The sequence below is a fragment of the Massilia sp. X63 genome (genome assembly GCF_041023745.1).
Taxonomy (GTDB): Bacteria; Pseudomonadota; Gammaproteobacteria; order Burkholderiales; family Burkholderiaceae_D; genus Telluria.
Map to the genome: position 1 here is coordinate 119,843 of NZ_JBFTEF010000009.1, position 17,601 is coordinate 137,443.

Annotated in this window: 20 protein-coding genes; 14 read left to right on the forward strand and 6 right to left on the reverse strand. The window is 62.1% G+C overall.

The features are described 5' to 3' along the window. Window positions 1-6 precede the first annotated feature (6 nt). The 7 genes from AB3347_RS18065 to AB3347_RS18095 all read left to right on the forward strand — a co-directional run bounded on the left by AB3347_RS18065 (window position 7) and on the right by AB3347_RS18095 (window position 7,654). Window positions 7-1,395 (forward strand): hypothetical protein, encoded by a 1,389-nt coding sequence (locus AB3347_RS18065; RefSeq protein WP_156923726.1) that lies wholly within the window; start codon window positions 7-9, stop codon window positions 1,393-1,395. A 60-nt stretch (window positions 1,396-1,455) separates the two neighbouring features. Beyond that, window positions 1,456-2,067 carry a hypothetical protein gene (locus tag AB3347_RS18070; protein WP_156923724.1) on the forward strand — a complete coding sequence of 204 codons (612 nt, stop codon included), beginning with the start codon at window positions 1,456-1,458 and terminating at the stop codon, window positions 2,065-2,067. Further along, window positions 2,060-2,707: a hypothetical protein gene (locus AB3347_RS18075; protein WP_156923722.1), complete on the forward strand. Its 648-nt coding sequence runs from the start codon at window positions 2,060-2,062 to the stop codon at window positions 2,705-2,707. The genes AB3347_RS18070 and AB3347_RS18075 overlap by 8 nt, the downstream gene beginning before the upstream one ends. 98 nt (window positions 2,708-2,805) lie before the next feature. Next, on the forward strand, window positions 2,806-3,471 hold the full coding sequence (locus AB3347_RS18080) for an EAL domain-containing protein (protein WP_369093145.1): 666 nt from the start codon (window positions 2,806-2,808) through the stop codon (window positions 3,469-3,471). 112 nt (window positions 3,472-3,583) lie between these two features. Next, window positions 3,584-4,639: a hypothetical protein gene (locus tag AB3347_RS18085; protein ID WP_027866289.1), complete on the forward strand. Its 1,056-nt coding sequence runs from the start codon at window positions 3,584-3,586 to the stop codon at window positions 4,637-4,639. Continuing rightward, a complete protein-coding gene (locus tag AB3347_RS18090) occupies window positions 4,640-5,263 on the forward strand; it encodes a hypothetical protein (protein WP_027866288.1) in 624 nt (207 codons plus the stop codon). Window positions 5,264-5,371: 108 nt separating this feature from the next. After that, window positions 5,372-7,654, forward strand: a complete 2,283-nt coding sequence (locus AB3347_RS18095) for a DotA/TraY family protein (RefSeq protein WP_027866287.1) — start codon at window positions 5,372-5,374, stop codon at window positions 7,652-7,654. Window positions 7,655-7,688: 34 nt separating this feature from the next. Here AB3347_RS18095 and AB3347_RS18100 read toward each other — a convergent pair whose 3' ends face one another. Together AB3347_RS18100 and AB3347_RS18105 are read right to left on the reverse strand one after the other, a co-directional pair. Further along, on the reverse strand, window positions 7,689-8,114 hold the full coding sequence (locus AB3347_RS18100) for a hypothetical protein (RefSeq protein WP_027866286.1): 426 nt from the start codon (window positions 8,112-8,114) through the stop codon (window positions 7,689-7,691). A 114-nt stretch (window positions 8,115-8,228) separates the two neighbouring features. Further along, window positions 8,229-9,038, reverse strand: coding sequence for an exonuclease domain-containing protein (locus AB3347_RS18105; RefSeq protein WP_084416459.1), 810 nt, complete (start codon window positions 9,036-9,038; stop codon window positions 8,229-8,231). A gap of 124 nt (window positions 9,039-9,162) precedes the next feature. Here AB3347_RS18105 and AB3347_RS18110 point away from each other — a divergent pair, with 124 nt between their 5' ends. The 5 genes from AB3347_RS18110 (at window position 9,163) to AB3347_RS18130 (ending at window position 12,928) form a co-directional block, all read left to right on the forward strand. Further along, window positions 9,163-9,879, forward strand: a complete 717-nt coding sequence (locus AB3347_RS18110) for a hypothetical protein (RefSeq protein WP_027866285.1) — start codon at window positions 9,163-9,165, stop codon at window positions 9,877-9,879. Next, on the forward strand, window positions 9,876-10,940 hold the full coding sequence (locus AB3347_RS18115; protein ID WP_027866284.1) for a tyrosine-type recombinase/integrase: 1,065 nt from the start codon (window positions 9,876-9,878) through the stop codon (window positions 10,938-10,940). The genes AB3347_RS18110 and AB3347_RS18115 overlap by 4 nt, the downstream gene beginning before the upstream one ends. Window positions 10,941-10,993: 53 nt before the next feature. After that, window positions 10,994-11,377 (forward strand): hypothetical protein, encoded by a 384-nt coding sequence (locus AB3347_RS18120; RefSeq protein ID WP_027866283.1) that lies wholly within the window; start codon window positions 10,994-10,996, stop codon window positions 11,375-11,377. Between the two features lie 73 nt (window positions 11,378-11,450). Then, a complete protein-coding gene (locus AB3347_RS18125) occupies window positions 11,451-12,014 on the forward strand; it encodes an SLOG family protein (RefSeq protein WP_051306504.1) in 564 nt (187 codons plus the stop codon). 77 nt (window positions 12,015-12,091) lie between these two features. Beyond that, the gene (locus AB3347_RS18130) at window positions 12,092-12,928 is read left to right on the forward strand and encodes a TRM11 family methyltransferase (protein ID WP_051306503.1); all 837 of its coding nucleotides are present in this window, start codon (window positions 12,092-12,094) and stop codon (window positions 12,926-12,928) included. A gap of 21 nt (window positions 12,929-12,949) precedes the next feature. On the opposite strand, the gene AB3347_RS18135 is transcribed toward AB3347_RS18130, so the two are convergent. Both AB3347_RS18135 and AB3347_RS18140 read right to left on the reverse strand, forming a co-directional pair. Next, complete coding sequence (locus AB3347_RS18135; protein ID WP_156923720.1) at window positions 12,950-13,348, reverse strand: hypothetical protein; 399 nt, start codon at window positions 13,346-13,348, stop codon at window positions 12,950-12,952. 46 nt (window positions 13,349-13,394) lie between these two features. Beyond that, window positions 13,395-13,955: a hypothetical protein gene (locus AB3347_RS18140; protein ID WP_027866282.1), complete on the reverse strand. Its 561-nt coding sequence runs from the start codon at window positions 13,953-13,955 to the stop codon at window positions 13,395-13,397. Window positions 13,956-14,153: 198 nt separating this feature from the next. Between AB3347_RS18140 and AB3347_RS18145 the strand changes: the two genes are divergently transcribed. After that, on the forward strand, window positions 14,154-15,317 hold the full coding sequence (locus tag AB3347_RS18145; RefSeq protein ID WP_369093146.1) for a hypothetical protein: 1,164 nt from the start codon (window positions 14,154-14,156) through the stop codon (window positions 15,315-15,317). A 94-nt stretch (window positions 15,318-15,411) separates the two neighbouring features. Next, on the forward strand, window positions 15,412-15,777 hold the full coding sequence (locus tag AB3347_RS18150; RefSeq protein ID WP_156923717.1) for a GNAT family N-acetyltransferase: 366 nt from the start codon (window positions 15,412-15,414) through the stop codon (window positions 15,775-15,777). 101 nt (window positions 15,778-15,878) lie between these two features. Here AB3347_RS18150 and AB3347_RS18155 read toward each other — a convergent pair whose 3' ends face one another. Together AB3347_RS18155 and AB3347_RS18160 are read right to left on the reverse strand one after the other, a co-directional pair. Then, window positions 15,879-16,673: a hypothetical protein gene (locus AB3347_RS18155; protein WP_369093147.1), complete on the reverse strand. Its 795-nt coding sequence runs from the start codon at window positions 16,671-16,673 to the stop codon at window positions 15,879-15,881. 159 nt (window positions 16,674-16,832) lie between these two features. Beyond that, a complete protein-coding gene (locus tag AB3347_RS18160; protein WP_285376481.1) occupies window positions 16,833-17,510 on the reverse strand; it encodes a hypothetical protein in 678 nt (225 codons plus the stop codon). Window positions 17,511-17,601: the final 91 nt, after the last annotated feature.

Sequence of the window (17,601 nt, forward strand, 5' to 3'; positions counted from 1 at the left end):
AGCACGATGTCTACCGCCACTCAAACTCGAACCGCGCAGCTGCTGTCAGCCCAGCAGTTGCGTGAGCAACAGGAAATCAGCGGCCGCGCTGGTTTAGAAAGTCTCCTCAAGGCTGTTCGCCGTATGCTTGACTGGCTTTTGCTGCCATTTCGTATGATAGGTCGGGTATTATTCAGACCGAAGGCCGGCGCAGAGGAAAATCCCGATGACGCCGGCGATGTTGCGGCCAGTCGTGCGGCCGCTTCGACACTTGCTTCTGACGATGAGATGTCCCTCGGTTCCGTGAATCTGGGGAAAGATGGTGATGCCGAGATCGCCCACCTCGCCAAGCAAGTGTCGGAGAACCCGAATGGGGAGCTCGACATCGAGGTGACCGGCAAATCGGACGACCTCGACGTAGTGGTACCGATGCTGATGCGTCAAATCGATCAGATCCTCAAGACCCAGCTTCCAGCCGACGCGCAGGAGGCGCAAGTTGCGTCCCACCTGGTCGGGCTGGCGGAATCGGCCGAGCGTTCGCGCTATGCGCATCGCCTGGTGTCGCGTGAAGTCGAAAGTGTGATGAAAACCCTTGCGGCTGACCAGGATTACGTGGGTTTGAGCGCAACGACGATCGAGGGCATGTTGCGCGCTGCAGCGAAGTCGCCAGGTGCAGCTGCGCAGATGGGTAACGGATCGCCTGAGCAGCGCCTGCTGGCGCGCCTGGCGGTACGGGACAAGATCGAGGCGGACTACGCGCAGCAGATGCGCCAGATCGCGGTGACCCTGGCGCCGATGTTGGGCAAGGCGAAATCGCTGGGCGAGCTCGACGGCCGTGGCAAGGATCTGCTCGACGCGGCGCTGCGCGCGGCCGAGGTGGCGGGCGCGAAGCTGCGTGTTCGCCACGCGGCACACGGCGAGCTGGGCGAGCTGCCTGAGACGCTGCCGACTGTGCACGATGCGGCGGCGAAGGCAATCAGTAGCGTGGCGATGTCGATCGAAGAAAAGGCCGCGCCAGTGGCAGTGGCGGCGCCGATGGAAGAGCCGCCTGCGCCGGCGGCGACGGCGACGCCAATGCCCGAGCAATCCGCACCAGCAGTGGTGATGGCGGCCGTAGTGCTCGATAAGCCAGCGTCCGACGAGATCCTGGTCGGCGAGGAGCTGGAAGGGGAGGAGTTCGCCGGTCTGGTCAAGGAGGGCGCTGAAGCAGCATCCGGTGTGACTGAGCAGGCGATGGCGCCGGCGGTTACCGTCCCATCCGCTCCGGTAGGGGCTATTAAAGCATTGGCCCGCAGCAGCGTTGGTATGTTCGGTAGCGTTGCTACAGCACAACGCACAGCAGCTGACCTGGAAGCGGAGAACGTGATCGACGACTTATTTGAGATGGAAGCAGGCGAGAATCTCGTCGGCGGTTAAAAAATTGGACACGAGTTGGTTACAATACCGCTCGTGTTGCAAATTATCAATAGGAATGGAATGGCCCGAGCAAAAGCAGCAAGAGAGCCAGCGGCAGGAAAATCGATGGGGAAGCACCCGGCCTTCCAAGCGCGGGCGCTGACTGGATACGACGTTGCAACGTGGCAGATGAAAGAGCATTTAACGAATTGGGACGCTGCGTTTGCGCTTGGGTTCACTTCGTATCAAGCTCTGCTTACTTTCTTGAAAGATTATCAGCAAGGTCCTGTAGACGAGTCGCGGGATATGCTGGTTCGCCTGTATCTGCTTGAGCCATCCTTTCCAACTCATTTCCGTCCGCCAGATATGCAGTCTCTGGTCGACTTTCTTTTCGGGCTTACTGTTTTTGAGCCCGAGTATGCTGCGGAGCGGCGCAAAAAATGCGCATCGCTTCTAGCAAAGCTCCTCGGGAAAAATCGTGGATCGGGCTATCGGTGGCTGCGCGCCGCCGAAAATTCCGAGCAGGCCGTCGCAACGCCGGTGAGAAGGCTTTCTTCAAAAGTATTTTCGATGGACCCCGCAACATCTCGTGCTACTTTCTGGAAAGCCGCGAATGCAATGGCCATCGGACGGGGTTTCGACATGAGCGAGATTTTACAATTCCTTAGAGAGCATGGAGTAGCCATTGACTAAGTCTCTATGCCTGACCACCCCAGTTGTGGGCGAGAATGATGCCTCTAGCGTTACACCAACATCCGAATGGATGTGCCTGGAGGGTACTCATCCTGATCTTATCTATGGTTTCCACGGTAGCACGACATCAAAACAACCATTCCTTTCGTCCGCCTATGACGCGGCTGATAAAAAAGGCGCGCTCACGAAACGTAAGCTGACTTTCTATCTGGTGGACCTGACCTATCGCGCCCCAGAGCCATCCGATTCACAAAGTCTTCTGTATGGCCAGTTGCCGCGAGATCTACTTGAAAAGACGCCCTTTATCGTTTCGCGCCGCCTGTCCGCGGAAGCAGCGCAGGACCTGGGCGAGATCTGGATGGAAATAGCGCGCGATCTCGTCGGTGTGCGAAAGATCAACGATGCAGACGTGAACTGGGCGCAGCCAGCCTCGTATATGCTGGCATACCCGCAGGTGGCCCCCGAGATTTTCGAACGCCTGCCGCTGCTGCGCTGCATGCTCATGCCGATGCGGATGAAAACGATGCCGGCCGGCTCGGACATCTGCCTGGTGGGCGTGGCGCCGAAGTCCAATTCCAAGGGCGTCCTCGCCGATGTTCGATTCAAGCCAGATGTGAAGGTGGACCTCACCTTTGCGTGAATCGCAAAGGCGATGAGCGCGTCAAAATAGAAAGATTGATCGTGATGGGATTTACGGCGAATCAGCTGTCCAGGGCCGGAGCCAGGCCTACGAGACGCATGGCGAAAGCATGCGACGTGCGTTTTGAACTGCAGGCTATCGCCAGTGCGGTCGATTTTTCGGTCTACGGCTACGAGTTCCTGTACCGCGGCGCCTCACGGCCGGAAACCCCGGCGGACTGGGCGCGCGTCGACGAAGGCGTCATTCGTTACCTGGGCGAAGTCGCAGTCGGCATCGAGCAGCCGTGCTTCGTTAATCTGTCTCATGAATCGCTGCTGGCGCTTCCCGAGTGCGCATTCACGGCCGCGGCCATGCTCAATGACCTGCGCTTCGAGATGAGCGAGGCCGTGGCCGAGGGCGATCTGTTCGACCAGGTGTGCACCAAGGTCAATCGCCTGTCTGCGAGCGGCATTCACTTCGCGATCGACGATTTCGGCGCGGGCCTGGACGGCAGCCGGCGCTTATATGCGCTGGACCGTGTAGAGGTGATCAAGGTCGATCGAGGCCTCTTGATCAGCGCCGCCACCCGGCCCCAGGCCGCCCGCATGCTCGCTGCATCCGTCGCGAGCTGGCGCGCCGCTCGCATTAAGACGGTCGCCGAAGGCGTCGAGACGCCAGAGCTTCTGGAGTTTGCGCGCCGCATCGGGTTCGACCTCGTCCAGGGCTGGCATGTTGACACCCTTGCGCCGGCCCAGCAGGCGATTATTAGTCACTCTTTTTTTTAAGTGGTAGTTGTTCTGTTTTATGCACATACAACGGACATGTGCAACCACGCCGGTGCCGATCCGGTAAAACGGATGCTCGCCAGCATTCACACACCGTTATCTGGAGCCCTTAATGTCAGTCCCCCTTACCGCTGATCCGAACGTCCTTGCCCGCCTCGCGGTCAAGTCGGCGCCGCGACTGGCGGCGATGCTGATGGCATCGCACCATAGTGGCAAGCCGTTGACGGCCACGCCCCACTGCAGCGGCGCCGCGCCAGCAGCCTCGCTGATCTTGTCGCCGACGAACCCGCTGGCCCGCTGGGCATCGCTCGCAGTCGATGCGGTTGACGCTGCTCGAGCGCGGCATAAGGCCACGCTGCGCGCCGGCATCGTCGCACCGGCGGCGGCGCCAGCCCGGCCGACCGTGCGCACGCCGGTGAGCCCGATCGCGAACCTGTACAAGCGCCTGCTGGGGGAGGGGACAGCCACTTCCCGCCCGCGCGGCATCGACGAGCAGGTCGAGGCCGCGCGTCCGGCAGAAGCGGGGCGTACCGCGCCAGCGTTGGAGCAGGCTGACAACGCGCACACGAGCCGCACGGGCGAGCTGGTGGCGCTGGCCGCTGTCGTCATCGGCGTCGGCTACGGTGATCGAGTAGATCGTGCTGCCACTGGCGGGGAGTTCGACGTCACCGTGTTCCAAAACCTGATGCGCGCGGCTGACGTAATCGCGCCGGGCCAGTCGATCGCGTCGCTCGACCCGGTGCGGCTGCGCGCCGTTCTGACTGCGGGGCTGCAAAGCTCGAACGGCGCCTTCCTGCGGAACATGCCCGAGGGCGGGCGCGCCGTGCAGTCGATGGCGGCGGCATCCAAGTTGGTGCCCGATGGCGCCAAGGCGGCCAGCGAGTTCATCGTCGGGGGCAAGTTCAGCGAGTCGGCATTCCTCCAGAAGACCGCCGGCGTGCTCGTGCCGGCCGCGCAGTTGGCCAGCGCCACCCCGGTCGGCGCCAAGCTGATGCTGCTGCACGCTGCAGCTGAAAAGGCAAAGGATCTGGTCGACGAGCTCAAGCGCGACGACGGCCCGCGCAATGCCCTGCGCTCGCAGATCTTCCGTTCTATTTCCGACCGCCTGGATGAACTCGATACTCACCAGCCGCCCGCCGACAAACCTACTGCACCAGGAGTGCGCTAAATGGCCTTCGATACCCACGATTACGCACCCGACCTGGGTGCACTGCAGGACATGCTGAGCCAGCAGGTGCGTGAAGACGCCGTCGGCGTGTGCATGGAGATGAACTCGCCGGCAGTGAACCGGGTGCGCGCGGAAGTCGCTGAGCCGGCGTCGTATCGCCTCCTGGCGCTGCGCTCGTCCAGGATGAGCAGCGCGCGCCAGCTTATGCAACAGCGCATGCTCGCAGTGGCCGAGCACACCCTTCCGCTGGAAAAAGAAAGCCAGCGCCGCGTCCTGGTGACCGAGGTGGGCCGGGCGCTCGAATCGTGCCTGCGCGTGCTGGAGTCCACCGACTTGCGCGAAACCACCGCCCTGGTGGCCGAGAACGTCGAGGCGATGAGCCACAACATCGGCACCATGTCCACGCTCCTGGCCAACCGCTTCCCGGCGTTGAGCGAGCAGCTGGCCCAGGCATCCTTGCGCGCCACCGAGATCTCCGCCAACGTCGATGGCATCGCAGCTGAGATGCGCGCCGCTTATGAGCAGGTGCGTATCGAGCTGGCCAAGACGGGCCCCCGACTGGAGAGTCTGCCGACACCGGCACCAATCCGGAAGGATGAAGAAGCAGCAACCATGCGCCCGTAAGCGCCGGGAGTGCAGCAACAGAGACACCAGCATTCCGAGATGTCAGGCGACATCTCGGAATGTTTGTTTTATGATGCTGATACGTAACAAGATTCAACAGGAAATTTCATGCGCAAGCACATAAATTCGACGCACATCCGCACTGGCGCGGCCGCTCTCGCGTGTCTATTGTTGCCGGAGGTGGCGCATGCTGGCCTCCTGGATGACGTCACCGACCTTCTCACCGACATTAACCGAGAGACCGACGAATCGTTCGCTATGCTCCGGGCAGTGCTGGGCGACTTCGCACTCGATCCTTTCCGCACCCAAGACGGGTCGACCGGAACGCTGCTGGCGGCGATGTTCAAAGAATTCAACATGTTCATCTTCTCGGCCGCCTGCATCTGGATGGCCTACAACATGATCGCCGGCCTGGCCCAGACGATGCACGAGGGTGTCGTCCTGGGCAAGCGCATGTCGACCGTGTGGGTGCCAGTGCGCGTCGCCTTCGGTACGGCGAGCCTGATGCCAGTCTTCGGCGGATGGGCATTCTGCCAGGCTCTGATGGTCGTCGCCTGCCTTCTGGGCATCGCCGGCGCGAACCGGGTGCAGCAGACCGCGATCGACAGTACCGAAGCGTTTCACACGACCGTCAACCCGATGGGTAACATCAAGCAGGCGGCCCAGCTCAAGAATATGGAGCTGTACATGGCCAAGGCAGTAGCATGTCAGCGCGCCTCACAAGACATGGCCGCTGCGATGCAAACGGCTGGCCAGCCGACGCCAACGGACTTCCCGGTGACGCTCAATACCGATAGCGGAACGGCGATCGTGATGAAGTTCGCTGGGCGGCAGCCGAGTGGCCAGTTCGGTAGCTCGGCATGCGGCGAGATCACGATGAACTTCTCGCCTCGGTCCAACAGCATCACGCAAAGCACGTTCGGGCTCCGTATTGCGGACGTCAATTACGAGGGTATCCGCAAGACGTCGATGGATGCGCACGCTGCGACGCTGCAGTCCACGTACGCTGCGGCCAAGGACCTTATCACCGGCGTCTCGCCCAACAGCAACAAGGAGCAGTTCGACGCATCGGTCAAGACGATTGCTGATGGCTACTTCGGTATTTACACCAACACATTCCAGGGCAAGCTGGCCGCGCTCGCAGCCCAGGCGAACAGCGTCAGCAATTCCGGAGCCATCTCCGATCAGCTTACGCAGCGCATGAAGGATGGTGGTTGGATCACCCTGGGTATCTGGTACAGCGTGTATGCCGAGGTCGGCGAGGCGATGAATGAAATGCTCGACCCAGTCGTGACGTTCGAGAACATGCCGGACGACGAGGACATGCCTTCAACGACGCGAGAACTCCTGGCGGGCCTGGAGGCAGCGGTAGGCGTCGCCAGTGCGCAGAAGCAGGGCATCCTCCCCACCTCCTCCACCGGCAATATCTCGGTTGGCCAGTGGATCCTGGGTGGCGCGCTGAATGGCATGATCGGGTCAAGCTCGACTGGCGCCGGCGAGACTGTCAATCCGATCATCACGTTCAAGAACATCGGCGACAATGCGCTTGCTGCGGCGCAGGCGATGTACTTCGCATACCGTGCGGCCGACTTCGTTGCTGGGACACGTGTTGGTAGGGCTGTGATCGGCGCGGCTGAAAGTGTTGCGAATAGCTCGCTTGGGCAGAAAGTGCTCAGTGTTGTGCCTGGTGGTGGCATCGCCAGCACCCTTAGCAAGATTGCGAAGGATGCCGGCGGGCTGATGCTGCCAGTGCTCGGTCTGATGTTCGTTTCGGCCGCGGTCATGGCCTTCTACATTCCCATGGTGCCGTTTATCCAATGGTTCGCGGCCATCATCCAGTGGTTCACGTCGATCATTGAGTCCTTGCTCGGCTCCTCCCTCTGGGCCATGGCTCACTTCGACTCGGACGGTGAGGGCATGGGCCAGCGTACCAGCTACGGCTACACGTACATGCTGAACAATTTCGCGCGCCCGATCATCATGACCTTCTCGTTCTTCATCGCATCGGCTGCGGTGACGGTGATGGGTACCTTCCTGTTCCGCTACTTCGGCGCGGCCGTGGGCAGCGCCCAGGGCAACAGCCTGACCGGCCTGATGTCGATCGCCGCGTACATGGTGATCTTCACCGTAATGGGTATGACCCTGGTCAACTCGACTTTCTCTGTGATGCTGAACTTGGCTGACCGCATGATCGGCTGGATCGGTAACAACCAGAACGCCGTGACCGGTCACGAGGTCGAGAGCAAGGTCGCTGGCGTGTTCATCAATGCTGCGCGCGGTGGTAGTGGGGCGGTGTCGACCTCGATGAAGATGAAGATGGCGAAAGACCTGAAGAATAACGGGCAGCAAGGATTAGCCGCTGCGGTCATTGATCAGAAGAAGGACTACTAATGAAAACGCCCTGGATAACCAGGGCGTTTTCTTATCATTTACCGAGCGTGAATTCGTATATCTTCTGCGCGACCGGGTCGCTCGGCGCGAACTCGTGGAAGTCAGGGTCATCCGGACGGTTGGCCCGGTTGTAGTTGATCTTCGTCTGGGTTGCGATGTTACCCCGGACGGTTGGTGAAACGACCAGCGGGTGACGCGGGTTAAGCTTGCCCAGCTCGCGGAGAGCAACCGCTTTAACGCCGATGTGGCCGCCCATGTGGTCGATCGGGGCAAGTTTTTGATACTGAACAGGCATGACGCCGGTGCGCTTGGCCTCTTCAAGGGCTTTCGCGTAGCCTTCACGGAATTGCTTTTCTTCCCGCTTCGCTTCGCGCCGCGCGCGCAGAACGCCACCGATCTCGGCCATGTTATCGACCAGGCCGGCGGTGTCGACTGCCCTTTGCGAATCCCAGAAACTCATATGTTGCCTCTTTGTTAGCTTGGCAGAAGAACTCCTGCCCACATCTTCATTTAATCAAGGTGGGTTTGACTCTGTCAAATAACCGGTCGGAAGATGTCCGATCGGCAGGCTGGATCAGCATGGCGCCATCGAGCTCACTACCTCGTCATCGCTTTCTTCGTCATCGCAGTCGGCGGCGGCCGGCGCCGGCGCACTGTAGGAATACCAGATCGGGGCGTCACCGTTCATTCCGGCCAGGTAGGACGCGTGCGTGGCCAGTTCCTGGGCAGACGCGGGGACTATCAGGATCTCCGGCATGTCGCCAGCGATGTCGTTGAGCGCAACAGGTGAGGTGTCTTCGGCGAACACGTCGAGGAAGCTGCGCTGCTCCCTGTGCATGGCGATCAGGGCCTCGGCGCAGAGCACCGCATCGGTGAGGGCGCCATGCTTTTCTCGGTGCGCGGTCGAGACGCCGACGCGCTCGCACAGCGCGTCCAGGCTGGCGGCCTTGCCCGGCCAGCGCTTGCGGCTGTCTTGCATGGTGTCGAATTTGCCAGCGATGAACTGCTCCAGTGGCGGGTAGCGATGGCGCGCCAGCTCGGCGTTGAGCATGTCGACGTCGAACTTGAGGTTGTGGCCGCAGACGATCGACTCGACCATCAACTCGACGATCCTGAGCAGGTAGCCCTTGATGGGCGGCTTGTCTGCCAGGAACTCAGGCGTGATGCCGTGTACCTTCATCGCTTCCGGATTGATCGGCACGTCACCGGGGTTGAAGAACCACTCGATCTTCTCGGTGATCTTGCCGTCGACCAGGCGCACATGGCCGAACGAGATGACCCGATCCTTCTTCGGATCGAGGCCGGTGGTCTCCGTGTCGATTACCGAGCCGATGCCGGCCATCGGGTCGGAGCGTTTTTCGATTGCGCTAGTTGTAGGTTCCATAGCTTTATAACCTTCTGTATCATCTACGTAGTATGAGCATAAAAGAGAACAAAGGCAGGGCAAAGGCGTGATTGCAAATGGTAGTGACGCGACGACAGAAGGTCGGCTTGAAGGGGGCGCGCGCGTGAGCGCGGCGAACCCGGCCGTCCTGTGTCTGCCTCACAACAGGGTGGGACGGGACTTTATCGTCGGCGACGTTTGCGGCGCGTTCGATCAGGTTCTCATGGCCATGCGTGAAGCTGACTTCGAGCCTGGCCGGGACCGCTTGATCTCGGTCGGGCACCTCTTGTCCGGGCGCGAGTCGCTCACTGGCTGCATCCGGTTCTTGCGCACCCCCTCGGTCTTCGCCGTCATCAGCAACGGTGAGCAGGATCTCCTGGATCTCTTTGCAGACGGCCCGCCGGACGACGAGGCGGTTGCCGCGCTCGCCGAGCTGGACTATCACGGTATGGACTGGTTAGCTGGCGCCGGCGAGCAGCAGCGCCAGCAGCTCGTGGCCACCATGCGACTGCTGCCACTGGCGATTTCGATCGGCGACGGCGCGGCGCACCTGGGTTTCGTGCACGCAGGGCTGCCGCCGGCGACGCCGTGGAATGAGTTCCTGGTTGGCCTGCGCCGTGGCGACGAGTGGTGCACTCTCGCGGCCCTGCGCGGCACCGGGAGCGGCAACGAGCATGTCGAGGGTGTCGAACGGGTCTTCGTTTGCTATACGCCCGAGTGGGATCTCGTGCACCGCCGGGCCAATACGGTCGCCGTGCTGCCAGGTCCCGTCCTGCAGCTGGTCGGGGATATGATGGTGCCACCTAAGCTACTGGAGAGCCGTGAGGCTGCGCACACATGACCACCACCGAAACGCACCTGTTCGACAAGAAAGCGCACTGGATCGCAGACCCGATGACCGCGTTCGGCGGCTTCGTCGAGAGCGTGAAGTTCGTCGAGCTGGGCAAGCGTCCGAAACGCGTCACTGCCGATGGCAAGACGCAGGAGCCCCAGCCCCTTGGCGCGCGGTCAATCAAGGGCTACGTCGCCATGTTCTCGAAGTTCGTGCGCTGGATGCATGGCGAAGGTCTGTCCGTGGACCGGGTAACGAAGGACCACATCCTGCAGTTCCTGGACGCTGCGATGGAGCCGCCCAAGAAGGGCAGCACGAAAGACCTGAACAGCGAGATCCGCAACCGGTATGTGCGGCTCTTGGAGCGTGTCTACGACCACCTGCGCATTCAGCCGAACCCGGCGCGCGTGGCGTCAGTCGCGCTTGGGAAGATGCCTGGCGGCCGCGGGAAGGATTTGCCTAAGGAATGGCTGACGCTCGAGCAGCAGGCCGCTTTCATGCAGGCGCTGCCCGCTCGCTCGGCCCAGCTGGCGGAAGACTCCGCCCTGGTTTGGCGCCGCCGGCGCGACCGCGCCATGATGGCCTTGATGATCGGTGCCGGCCTGACGGTGAGCGAAGTCATCGAGCTGTACATCGAGAATATCGGCGCGCCAGATGACTCCGGCTCGGTGCCGGTGACGGTGTGGCCGGTGCCCGGTAGCCAGTTCGGTCGCAAGCACGTGACCATGCTACGGCCATTTGCCGTGCCCGAGGTCAAGAGCTGGCTTGCGGAGCGCGCCAAGATGGACGTGCCTGGCCAGATCCTGTTCCCGGCGATGCCCAGCGGCGGCAAGGTCAAGGCGTTCACTCTCTACCGCCAGGTGCGCACCACCTTCGCCGCGGCCGGCATCACCTTGAAGCGCGAGGGCGGCCGGACCTTGCGTAATACCTTTGCCCAGCGCGAGCTGGAGGCCGGCACGTCGCTTGCGGACCTGGAGGAATACCTCGGTCTGCACGATCGCCGCTCCGCCGAGCGCTACGCAGAATCTGCCCGCGTGCGTATCCCGCCGGCGCCTATCCCTATTACTTAAAACCGCCCGAATCAGGCGGCGCGCAGCGCCGTTGGGCACATCCAGGAAGTCAGATGAAGAAGCACGCAAAACTCGTAACAGCAGCATCCTTGGCCACCATGGTCGTCCTCACGGCATGCGGCAGGCAGGCCATCACTCCCCACGCGCCAGCACCGGCGCCAGCACGTCCGGCTACTGCCGCGGCCCAGGCCCAGGCCCCGGCCCCGGCCGCGGATGACGTGGCACTTTTCGGCTCGCTCAATGACGCTGACTGGTACATGGTCGTGAAGGGGAAGGATGCGGTCAAGCCCATCGTCATCCAGGCCGAGTCGAAGTCTGCTTGCGAGTTGAATGTTGCCGAGTTCAGTCTGAAGTCGATGGCTCCGCACGACGGCGCGGGGCGATCTGCCGCGCGTTGCCTGGTCGGCCGCGACGTGCGATCGCAGCTGGGTGTTTGACATCCCCCACGGTGTATCGAATCCTTAATGCCATAGTTTTCGGGGCGCCAGCGCGCTTTCCATAGGCCTCAACATGACCGATACATCTACCCTTTTTCCTCACGCCGTCCTGGCCGGTACCGGCCACCGGCCCGACAAGCTGGGTGGCTACGGCGCCGCCGTGTCATCGCGCCTGGTCGACCTGGCGCGCGCCGCGCTCACCAAGTACCGCCCGGAAGAGGTGATCTCCGGGATGGCCCTGGGCTGGGATACGGCGCTGGCGCTGGCGGCCATCGAGCTGGGCATACCCTTGACGGCCGCGGTTCCATTCGAGGGCCAGGAGCGCAGGTGGCGGCCCGAGCAGCAGGATCTGTTCCGCACGATCCTGGCGCGCGCCACCAAGGTCGTCGTCGTCAGCCCCGGCGGCTACGCTGTCTGGAAGATGCAGGTCCGTAACGAGTGGATGGTCGACCGCGCGACCGGCGTGCTGGCGCTGTGGAACGGGACCTCCGGCGGTACCGCCAACTGCGTCGAGTATGCGCGCGCGCGCCAGGTAGAGATCGTGAACCTGTGGTCCGCCTGGGAGCGCTATGCGTTCTCGCCGGCGACGCAGGCAGAGGACGAGGACCAGGCCCCTGACGGCACGCGTCCAACTTAGCCACCACCAGCACCATTCCTTGCGAGACCGCGCGGGTCATCCGTAACATGGGGTGATCAGTTGAATAAGGAACGCGCATGTCGACCATCAAAGAGCTTGGCCAGTATCCAACCCACCAATGGGCCGCCGAGGCAATCGTGGAGGGCTTCTTCCCATCGTTGGGTGCCGGACATCTTATCTTAGAGCCGAGTTGTGGCCCAGGCGCTTTCTTATCTGCAGTGCCAGCTGGCGTGAAGGCGATCGGCGTCGAGATCGACCCGTTCATGGCTGAACGCGCGCGGCGCAACACGGGCTGCCGGGTGATCGAAGGGGATTTCCGCACGGTCGAGATCGATGTAGAGCCCACGCACATCATTGGCAATCCGCCTTTCAACCTGAGCCTTATCGATGGGTTCCTCGACAGGGCGCACGAGCTGCTGCCGGACGGTGGCCAAGCCGGGTTCATCCTGCCGGCCTATGCATTCCAGACTGCTGCGCGGGTAGTCGGCTATGCCGAGCGCTGGGCGTTGTCGCAGTCGATGATCCCGCGGAACCTGTTCCCAGGCCTGAGCCTGCCGCTGGTCTTCGCTGCCTTCGAGAAGGGCAGGCGCCGCACGATGATTGGTTTCGCGCTGTACCGCGAGACTGCGGCCGTGCACAAGCTGTCCGGCGCGTATCGGGACGTCCTGGCCACGGTCGGCGGCCCAGTGTGGCCGCGCGTGATCCGCAAGGCCCTTGAGCGCCTGGGCGGGGAGGCCGACCTGCAGGAGATCTACCGTGAGATCGAGGGCACCCGGCCCACCAGCACCAGGTTCTGGCGCGAGCAGATCAGGAAGGTGATCAGGACGCCGGCGAGTGGATGCGCGGCGGTCGGGCGTGGGCGCGATGCGCTGACGCCGGCGGCGAACGATGTGCAGCACGCGATGGTCGCGTAAGCACACGCATGCATACACGACTTAGTTGTCACAGTCGTCATCGCGATCAAAGCGGTCGCTCGCAGAGGGGACCACAACCCCTTCCTGCCGCATCGTGTAAATAAAGCCTGGTCCCGTTCCAGTAAGGTGGCTCCCATCCAAGCTCTCCTGTCCGTAATCATAGCCTGCGGTAATCGGTGCGCCAAAACACTCTTTGTGAAAAATAAGGCACTCTCGCCCGAGCCCAATTCCACTACATTTTTCTAAAGACAGATGTGTTATATGGTAGTGATCCGGATCAGGCCAATCGAATTGAATATAATTCAGGCTTATTGTTCCGAGCGCATCGGCACCGCGGCTAACTATGATCTCGGTTCCGTCATCATCGATAGACAGCGTGTAATTCGCGCCATTTTTCGCGGTCACATTTTTTATATTCATGGGTCAAGCTTTGCGAAATATTTGGATGGCAACATCTGCACTTAGCCTAGTAGTCATCACTCGGTATCGTCAATCCTAGCTTGGCATATAAATGTTTATTCACGAGGTATTCTATGCCACTAAGAGCGATCTTCAAGTGATCCTCTGTATAAGTTCGAGACGTTCTCCCTTCAGTTAAATGGGCTACACCTTTGTTTGTCCATTCAAAGACGGCCATAAACGCGGCCCTCGCATCCTCTGGGTCGCCCGGATAGTCAGATAGAGCTTGTTCCGGCGTGAGCCGTTCCAGTGCGACACCGTTAGCCTTAAAATGCTCAATTGCGATGTCATCCGCTCGTCGCTTCCTTTCTATGGTTTTTAGTTTTCCTTCTATCAGGCTCAAGCCGAGAAATTCAAGAAGTGCTCGCGCGTGGATTAGACCAATTTCGCAAATTGGATTGGCGATCATCGAGACGTTTCCTACAAGCCTCGTTTTGCCGTCGACGACGATTTGCACTTCGCGGCCTTCCTTGGTTTCTTTCGCCAAATTCCAAACCGCTTGAAAGGTCTTGAGCGTCTCTAATCGATAGGGAATCCATTCTTCCAGCACATTGTCAAGATTAGTCATAATATTATCTATTGCGACAAAACATTATCTGATCACGCGATTGATTTATAAGTACTGTGCTCGCCATGGTAACGCGTCTGTTGTGTCTGGTGGCGTACAGTAATGATCGGTCGCCACCGCGCAGACACGTGCATGCTGAGCAACGCTCGCATAGATACGCTTGCTACCACGCCCTCCGCGCCCAGGTAGCATCGGTGCATGACTACTTCACCTCTTCCAGCACTGGCGGCTGCCGAGCTTCCCCTCGCGGCCGCTGCGACCTCGCCGGTCGCGTTCCCCCGGTTTCTGCAGCTGCTCAATGACAGCGTCGCTGCTGCTGCCCTCGCCAATGCCACCCACAACGAGCTGAAACAGCACTTCGGCCGCGCCCTGGAGAATTCCTGGGAAAAGCACGTGTCGGCCCCGTTCTTCTACGGTCAGCGCGAAACGGTTCCCGGCGAGCTGCTCGACCTCTATTACGGCGACAGCACGGCCTTGCATCGCGTCGAGGCGACGCTGCGCAAGGTGAACGCGTGCGGTAGTGATCATCCAGCTGTGGACGCCATGCGCCAGGTCCTGAGCGAATTCGTCCCAGTGGCGCAGCGCATGACGGCCCTGAAAGAATGCATCGTGAAGCGCCCGGTGAAGTCGGCGGAAGAGCGCGCGGCCGCACAGCGCTTCGTACCGACCCCGGCGACGCCGGCAGCGACCAGGCACCTGTGGACGGTGCTGGTGCAGGTCACCGAGCGCAATCAAACCCAGCTCGTCGAGCACTTCACCAGGGAATATGCCAGGCGCCTGGACTTCTTCATGGCCGGGAGCCCGACGCTGCGCATGAAGCTGCTCAAGGATCCGGAAAATCGCGCCGCCGTCGACGCCGGCGCCGTGCCGATCAACGTGGCGCGCGGCGAATACGAGCTGAAGCTCGACTTCAAGGATGGCCTGGTGGCGCTGGCCAAGAAGGATGCGACAGCGCTGCGCGAGGAATTCATCTTCAAGGTGATCGAGAAGATCGCGCCGATCGTCGAGACCAAGGGTAACCTGGCCGGCGCGCGTGAGGTGAGCAACACGATCCACGTGGGCCGCCTGAGTGGCATGCTGGAGGTGGAGTTCGCCGACGGCGCCAGCTTCGCGGTCGATAACAACGTCGTGTACTCGCATAGCGAGCGCGGCCGGCAGTTCGCACGGTTCCCGTTGACCTTCCATAACGTCATTCTTCCAGGCGGCGGCCGGATGAAGCAGCCGTCCGAGGAGCGCATGCACGAGATCTTCTGTGCCGCAGCAGCACCAGCACTAGCACCAGCACCAGCACCAGCACCAGCACCGGACGCCGAGCTCGAGGACGACGAAGAGGGCGAATCGGGCCCGGCCCCGCGTGGCTGACCAGCGTCACGCTGACGGCGCGCCGCGGCGCGCGCCGATCGCTGTGCGCATCGCCTCGCCCGAGTGGGAGCCGGCCGTCGGCCCAGTGGGTACCGTGAAGAAGCAGTTCACGGCCCATGTCGACGGTGCCCAGATCGGCCGGCTGCTGCTGTATCGCGAGGTGGATGGCCGCTTCGACATCTCAGGCATAGGCGTCAAGGACGAATACCAGGGCCGGAGGGTGGCCACGCAGCTGCTCGACTTCGCTTTCGTGGAAACCGGCGCCGACCATTTCACGCTCTCTACCGGGACAACTGGTGATGGGACGGCATTGGTGAGCTCCTATGGGGAGGGCAGGCGCGCCGGGAGGCGAGTCGTTGAGCGGCCGGCGCGGCTCGGGCTGGCGCCGGCCGACGATGAGCACGACGTCGAGCGCGATGAGGCGGAGGAAGCTGGCGAGGTGTACAGTGCGCCGCGGTAACGCACCCGTAAGACGCAGGCCAACTCTCGCCCGAAAGAATGTTGCCTGAAGGTTGAGGCTGCCGAATATCGTTTGTCGCGACGGCGCGACTAGACCGAATATTATTCTTCGGTGAGGAGGGTGAGCTGACGCGGATCGATGTCGTCGAGACGGTCATGCTCGCGCGCGTCGCGGCCAGCCTCGGTCACGCTGAAGCATTGTCGATCTCCGACTGGTGTCGAAGCGACGTACCCGCGATCCACCAGGCGCCGGAGAATCCCGTTCACCGCGCACGCTGCGCCCTGGGGCTGCATTTCGCGGTCCGACCAGAGCCGGTGTCCCACTTCAGCCGCGCCAGTGATCGGGCCTTTCTCCAGCAGCGCCACCAGGTCGTTTTCGATCAGCGAAAGCCGCTTCCGGTTGACCGTATGCTCTTGCTCCTGCTCTTCTCCCAGCCGCGCCTCTTCCGCTTCGCGATCTGCTTGTTCCTGGGCCTGCGCAGCCGCCCTTTCCTCGGCCGCTCTTTGCTCCGCGGCCAAGGCAGCAGCTTCAGCTTCACGGGCCGCCTGTTCGTCGGCCAGCAGCTGCTCGAGCACGTCGGTGCCGCCGGCGGCAAAAATCAACGCGTTCTCGATCGCAGCACGCTGCTTGCCGTAGACGTCGCCTTCGCGCTCCATGAGAATCGTCAGCGCCCGAGCTGCAATCGGACGCAGACGCAGCCGGCTGACGATCGCACCACCGGCTTCAAGCAGGGCCTTGTCGGCGGCCGAACCGCGCTCGGTCGAGGTCTTGGTCGCGCGCTGTTCCTTCGGCGTGCTCGCCGCAGCGTCTGTCGCACCAGTGGCGCTTGCGCTCGATGCTTCGGCGATGTCCTGGTGCTGGTCTGGGGTATCCCCGGTCGGGCTTTCGTGCTTCATGCTTGGGGCGGGTGCGGCGGGTGTAGGTGAAGGTCTGGTCTTGGAGGCGCTCTGCAGGTGCCGAACGACATTATATGCAGCAGGATGTTGAGTGCAACATTATTTCGGCGGTGCCGGCAGCCCGCGCGCGAGGCCGGGCAGGGCGCATGGTGATCGGAGCTACGCGGCCGGCGCCAGAGCGTGCACGAGATCCTCTCGGTGGATCGAGGTAAGGCAGTCGTTCGCGTCGTCGCACTCCAAGACGTTGTCGATCACCACGACCCGGCCAATGACCGCTTCCGTGTGATCCTCGTTTTCAAGAAGCCATTCTTCGGCTGCCGATTCGGCCTCGCCCTGCGAGGCGAAGTTCGACTCGAACGGGTTCCAGGGGTGGCAATGGCCGTCGGTGACGTTGACGCTGTACTCCTCGATTCGGTAGCCGGTCAAGCCGTGCCCGTCGTCGACCAGCTTGGCCAGCTCCACCAGGTCGATGACTTCAGGCTTTTGGCTTGGGAGGAGCGTGTGCTCCTGGAACCAGGCATCGACACCTGCAGCTGGCGCGCCAGCGCGCGCAGCGAGCGCCGAGACCAGGGCATGCATCTGCTCGCCCAGTGGCGCCGCGGCCGCCGGCGCCGGCAGGCCCAGCTCGTCGCCCAGTGCCGCGGTGTGGGCAAGGACGCTGTTCCACGTGGCGGTCGACTCGCCAGAGAAGGGCAGGGTGTCATCCGACTCGCTGGCGCCGGCCGTATCCAGCGCCAGCGCGCCGAGAAGTGCCCGGATAGTCGGTGTAAGGCGCACGCCCTGGGCGAAGTTGAGCATGCCGGTTGCTTTGTCCGGGTCGAAAGTAGTGGCGGCCATGGTTCCTCCGTTGTCTGTGAGCGGAGGAGTGTAGGGCGAGTGCTGCGCCGTGGTTGCAAGGTGGCGCTGGCGGCCGGGCGCGGGGCGGTTC

Excerpts from the sequence above, each read along its gene's own strand:
- AB3347_RS18065 (WP_156923726.1), top strand. The coding sequence starts at position 7 with ATGTCTACCGCCACTCAAACTCGAACCGCGCAGCTGCTGTCAGCCCAG.
- AB3347_RS18070 (WP_156923724.1), top strand. The coding sequence starts at position 1,456 with ATGGCCCGAGCAAAAGCAGCAAGAGAGCCAGCGGCAGGAAAATCGATG.
- AB3347_RS18080 (WP_369093145.1), top strand. The coding sequence starts at position 2,806 with ATGGCGAAAGCATGCGACGTGCGTTTTGAACTGCAGGCTATCGCCAGT.
- AB3347_RS18085 (WP_027866289.1), top strand. The coding sequence starts at position 3,584 with ATGTCAGTCCCCCTTACCGCTGATCCGAACGTCCTTGCCCGCCTCGCG.
- AB3347_RS18090 (WP_027866288.1), top strand. The coding sequence starts at position 4,640 with ATGGCCTTCGATACCCACGATTACGCACCCGACCTGGGTGCACTGCAG.
- AB3347_RS18095 (WP_027866287.1), top strand. The coding sequence starts at position 5,372 with ATGCGCAAGCACATAAATTCGACGCACATCCGCACTGGCGCGGCCGCT.
- AB3347_RS18100 (WP_027866286.1), bottom strand. The coding sequence starts at position 8,114 with ATGAGTTTCTGGGATTCGCAAAGGGCAGTCGACACCGCCGGCCTGGTC.
- AB3347_RS18105 (WP_084416459.1), bottom strand. The coding sequence starts at position 9,038 with ATGGAACCTACAACTAGCGCAATCGAAAAACGCTCCGACCCGATGGCC.
- AB3347_RS18115 (WP_027866284.1), top strand. The coding sequence starts at position 9,876 with ATGACCACCACCGAAACGCACCTGTTCGACAAGAAAGCGCACTGGATC.
- AB3347_RS18120 (WP_027866283.1), top strand. The coding sequence starts at position 10,994 with ATGAAGAAGCACGCAAAACTCGTAACAGCAGCATCCTTGGCCACCATG.
- AB3347_RS18125 (WP_051306504.1), top strand. The coding sequence starts at position 11,451 with ATGACCGATACATCTACCCTTTTTCCTCACGCCGTCCTGGCCGGTACC.
- AB3347_RS18130 (WP_051306503.1), top strand. The coding sequence starts at position 12,092 with ATGTCGACCATCAAAGAGCTTGGCCAGTATCCAACCCACCAATGGGCC.
- AB3347_RS18135 (WP_156923720.1), bottom strand. The coding sequence starts at position 13,348 with ATGAATATAAAAAATGTGACCGCGAAAAATGGCGCGAATTACACGCTG.
- AB3347_RS18140 (WP_027866282.1), bottom strand. The coding sequence starts at position 13,955 with ATGACTAATCTTGACAATGTGCTGGAAGAATGGATTCCCTATCGATTA.
- AB3347_RS18145 (WP_369093146.1), top strand. The coding sequence starts at position 14,154 with ATGACTACTTCACCTCTTCCAGCACTGGCGGCTGCCGAGCTTCCCCTC.
- AB3347_RS18155 (WP_369093147.1), bottom strand. The coding sequence starts at position 16,673 with ATGAAGCACGAAAGCCCGACCGGGGATACCCCAGACCAGCACCAGGAC.
- AB3347_RS18160 (WP_285376481.1), bottom strand. The coding sequence starts at position 17,510 with ATGGCCGCCACTACTTTCGACCCGGACAAAGCAACCGGCATGCTCAAC.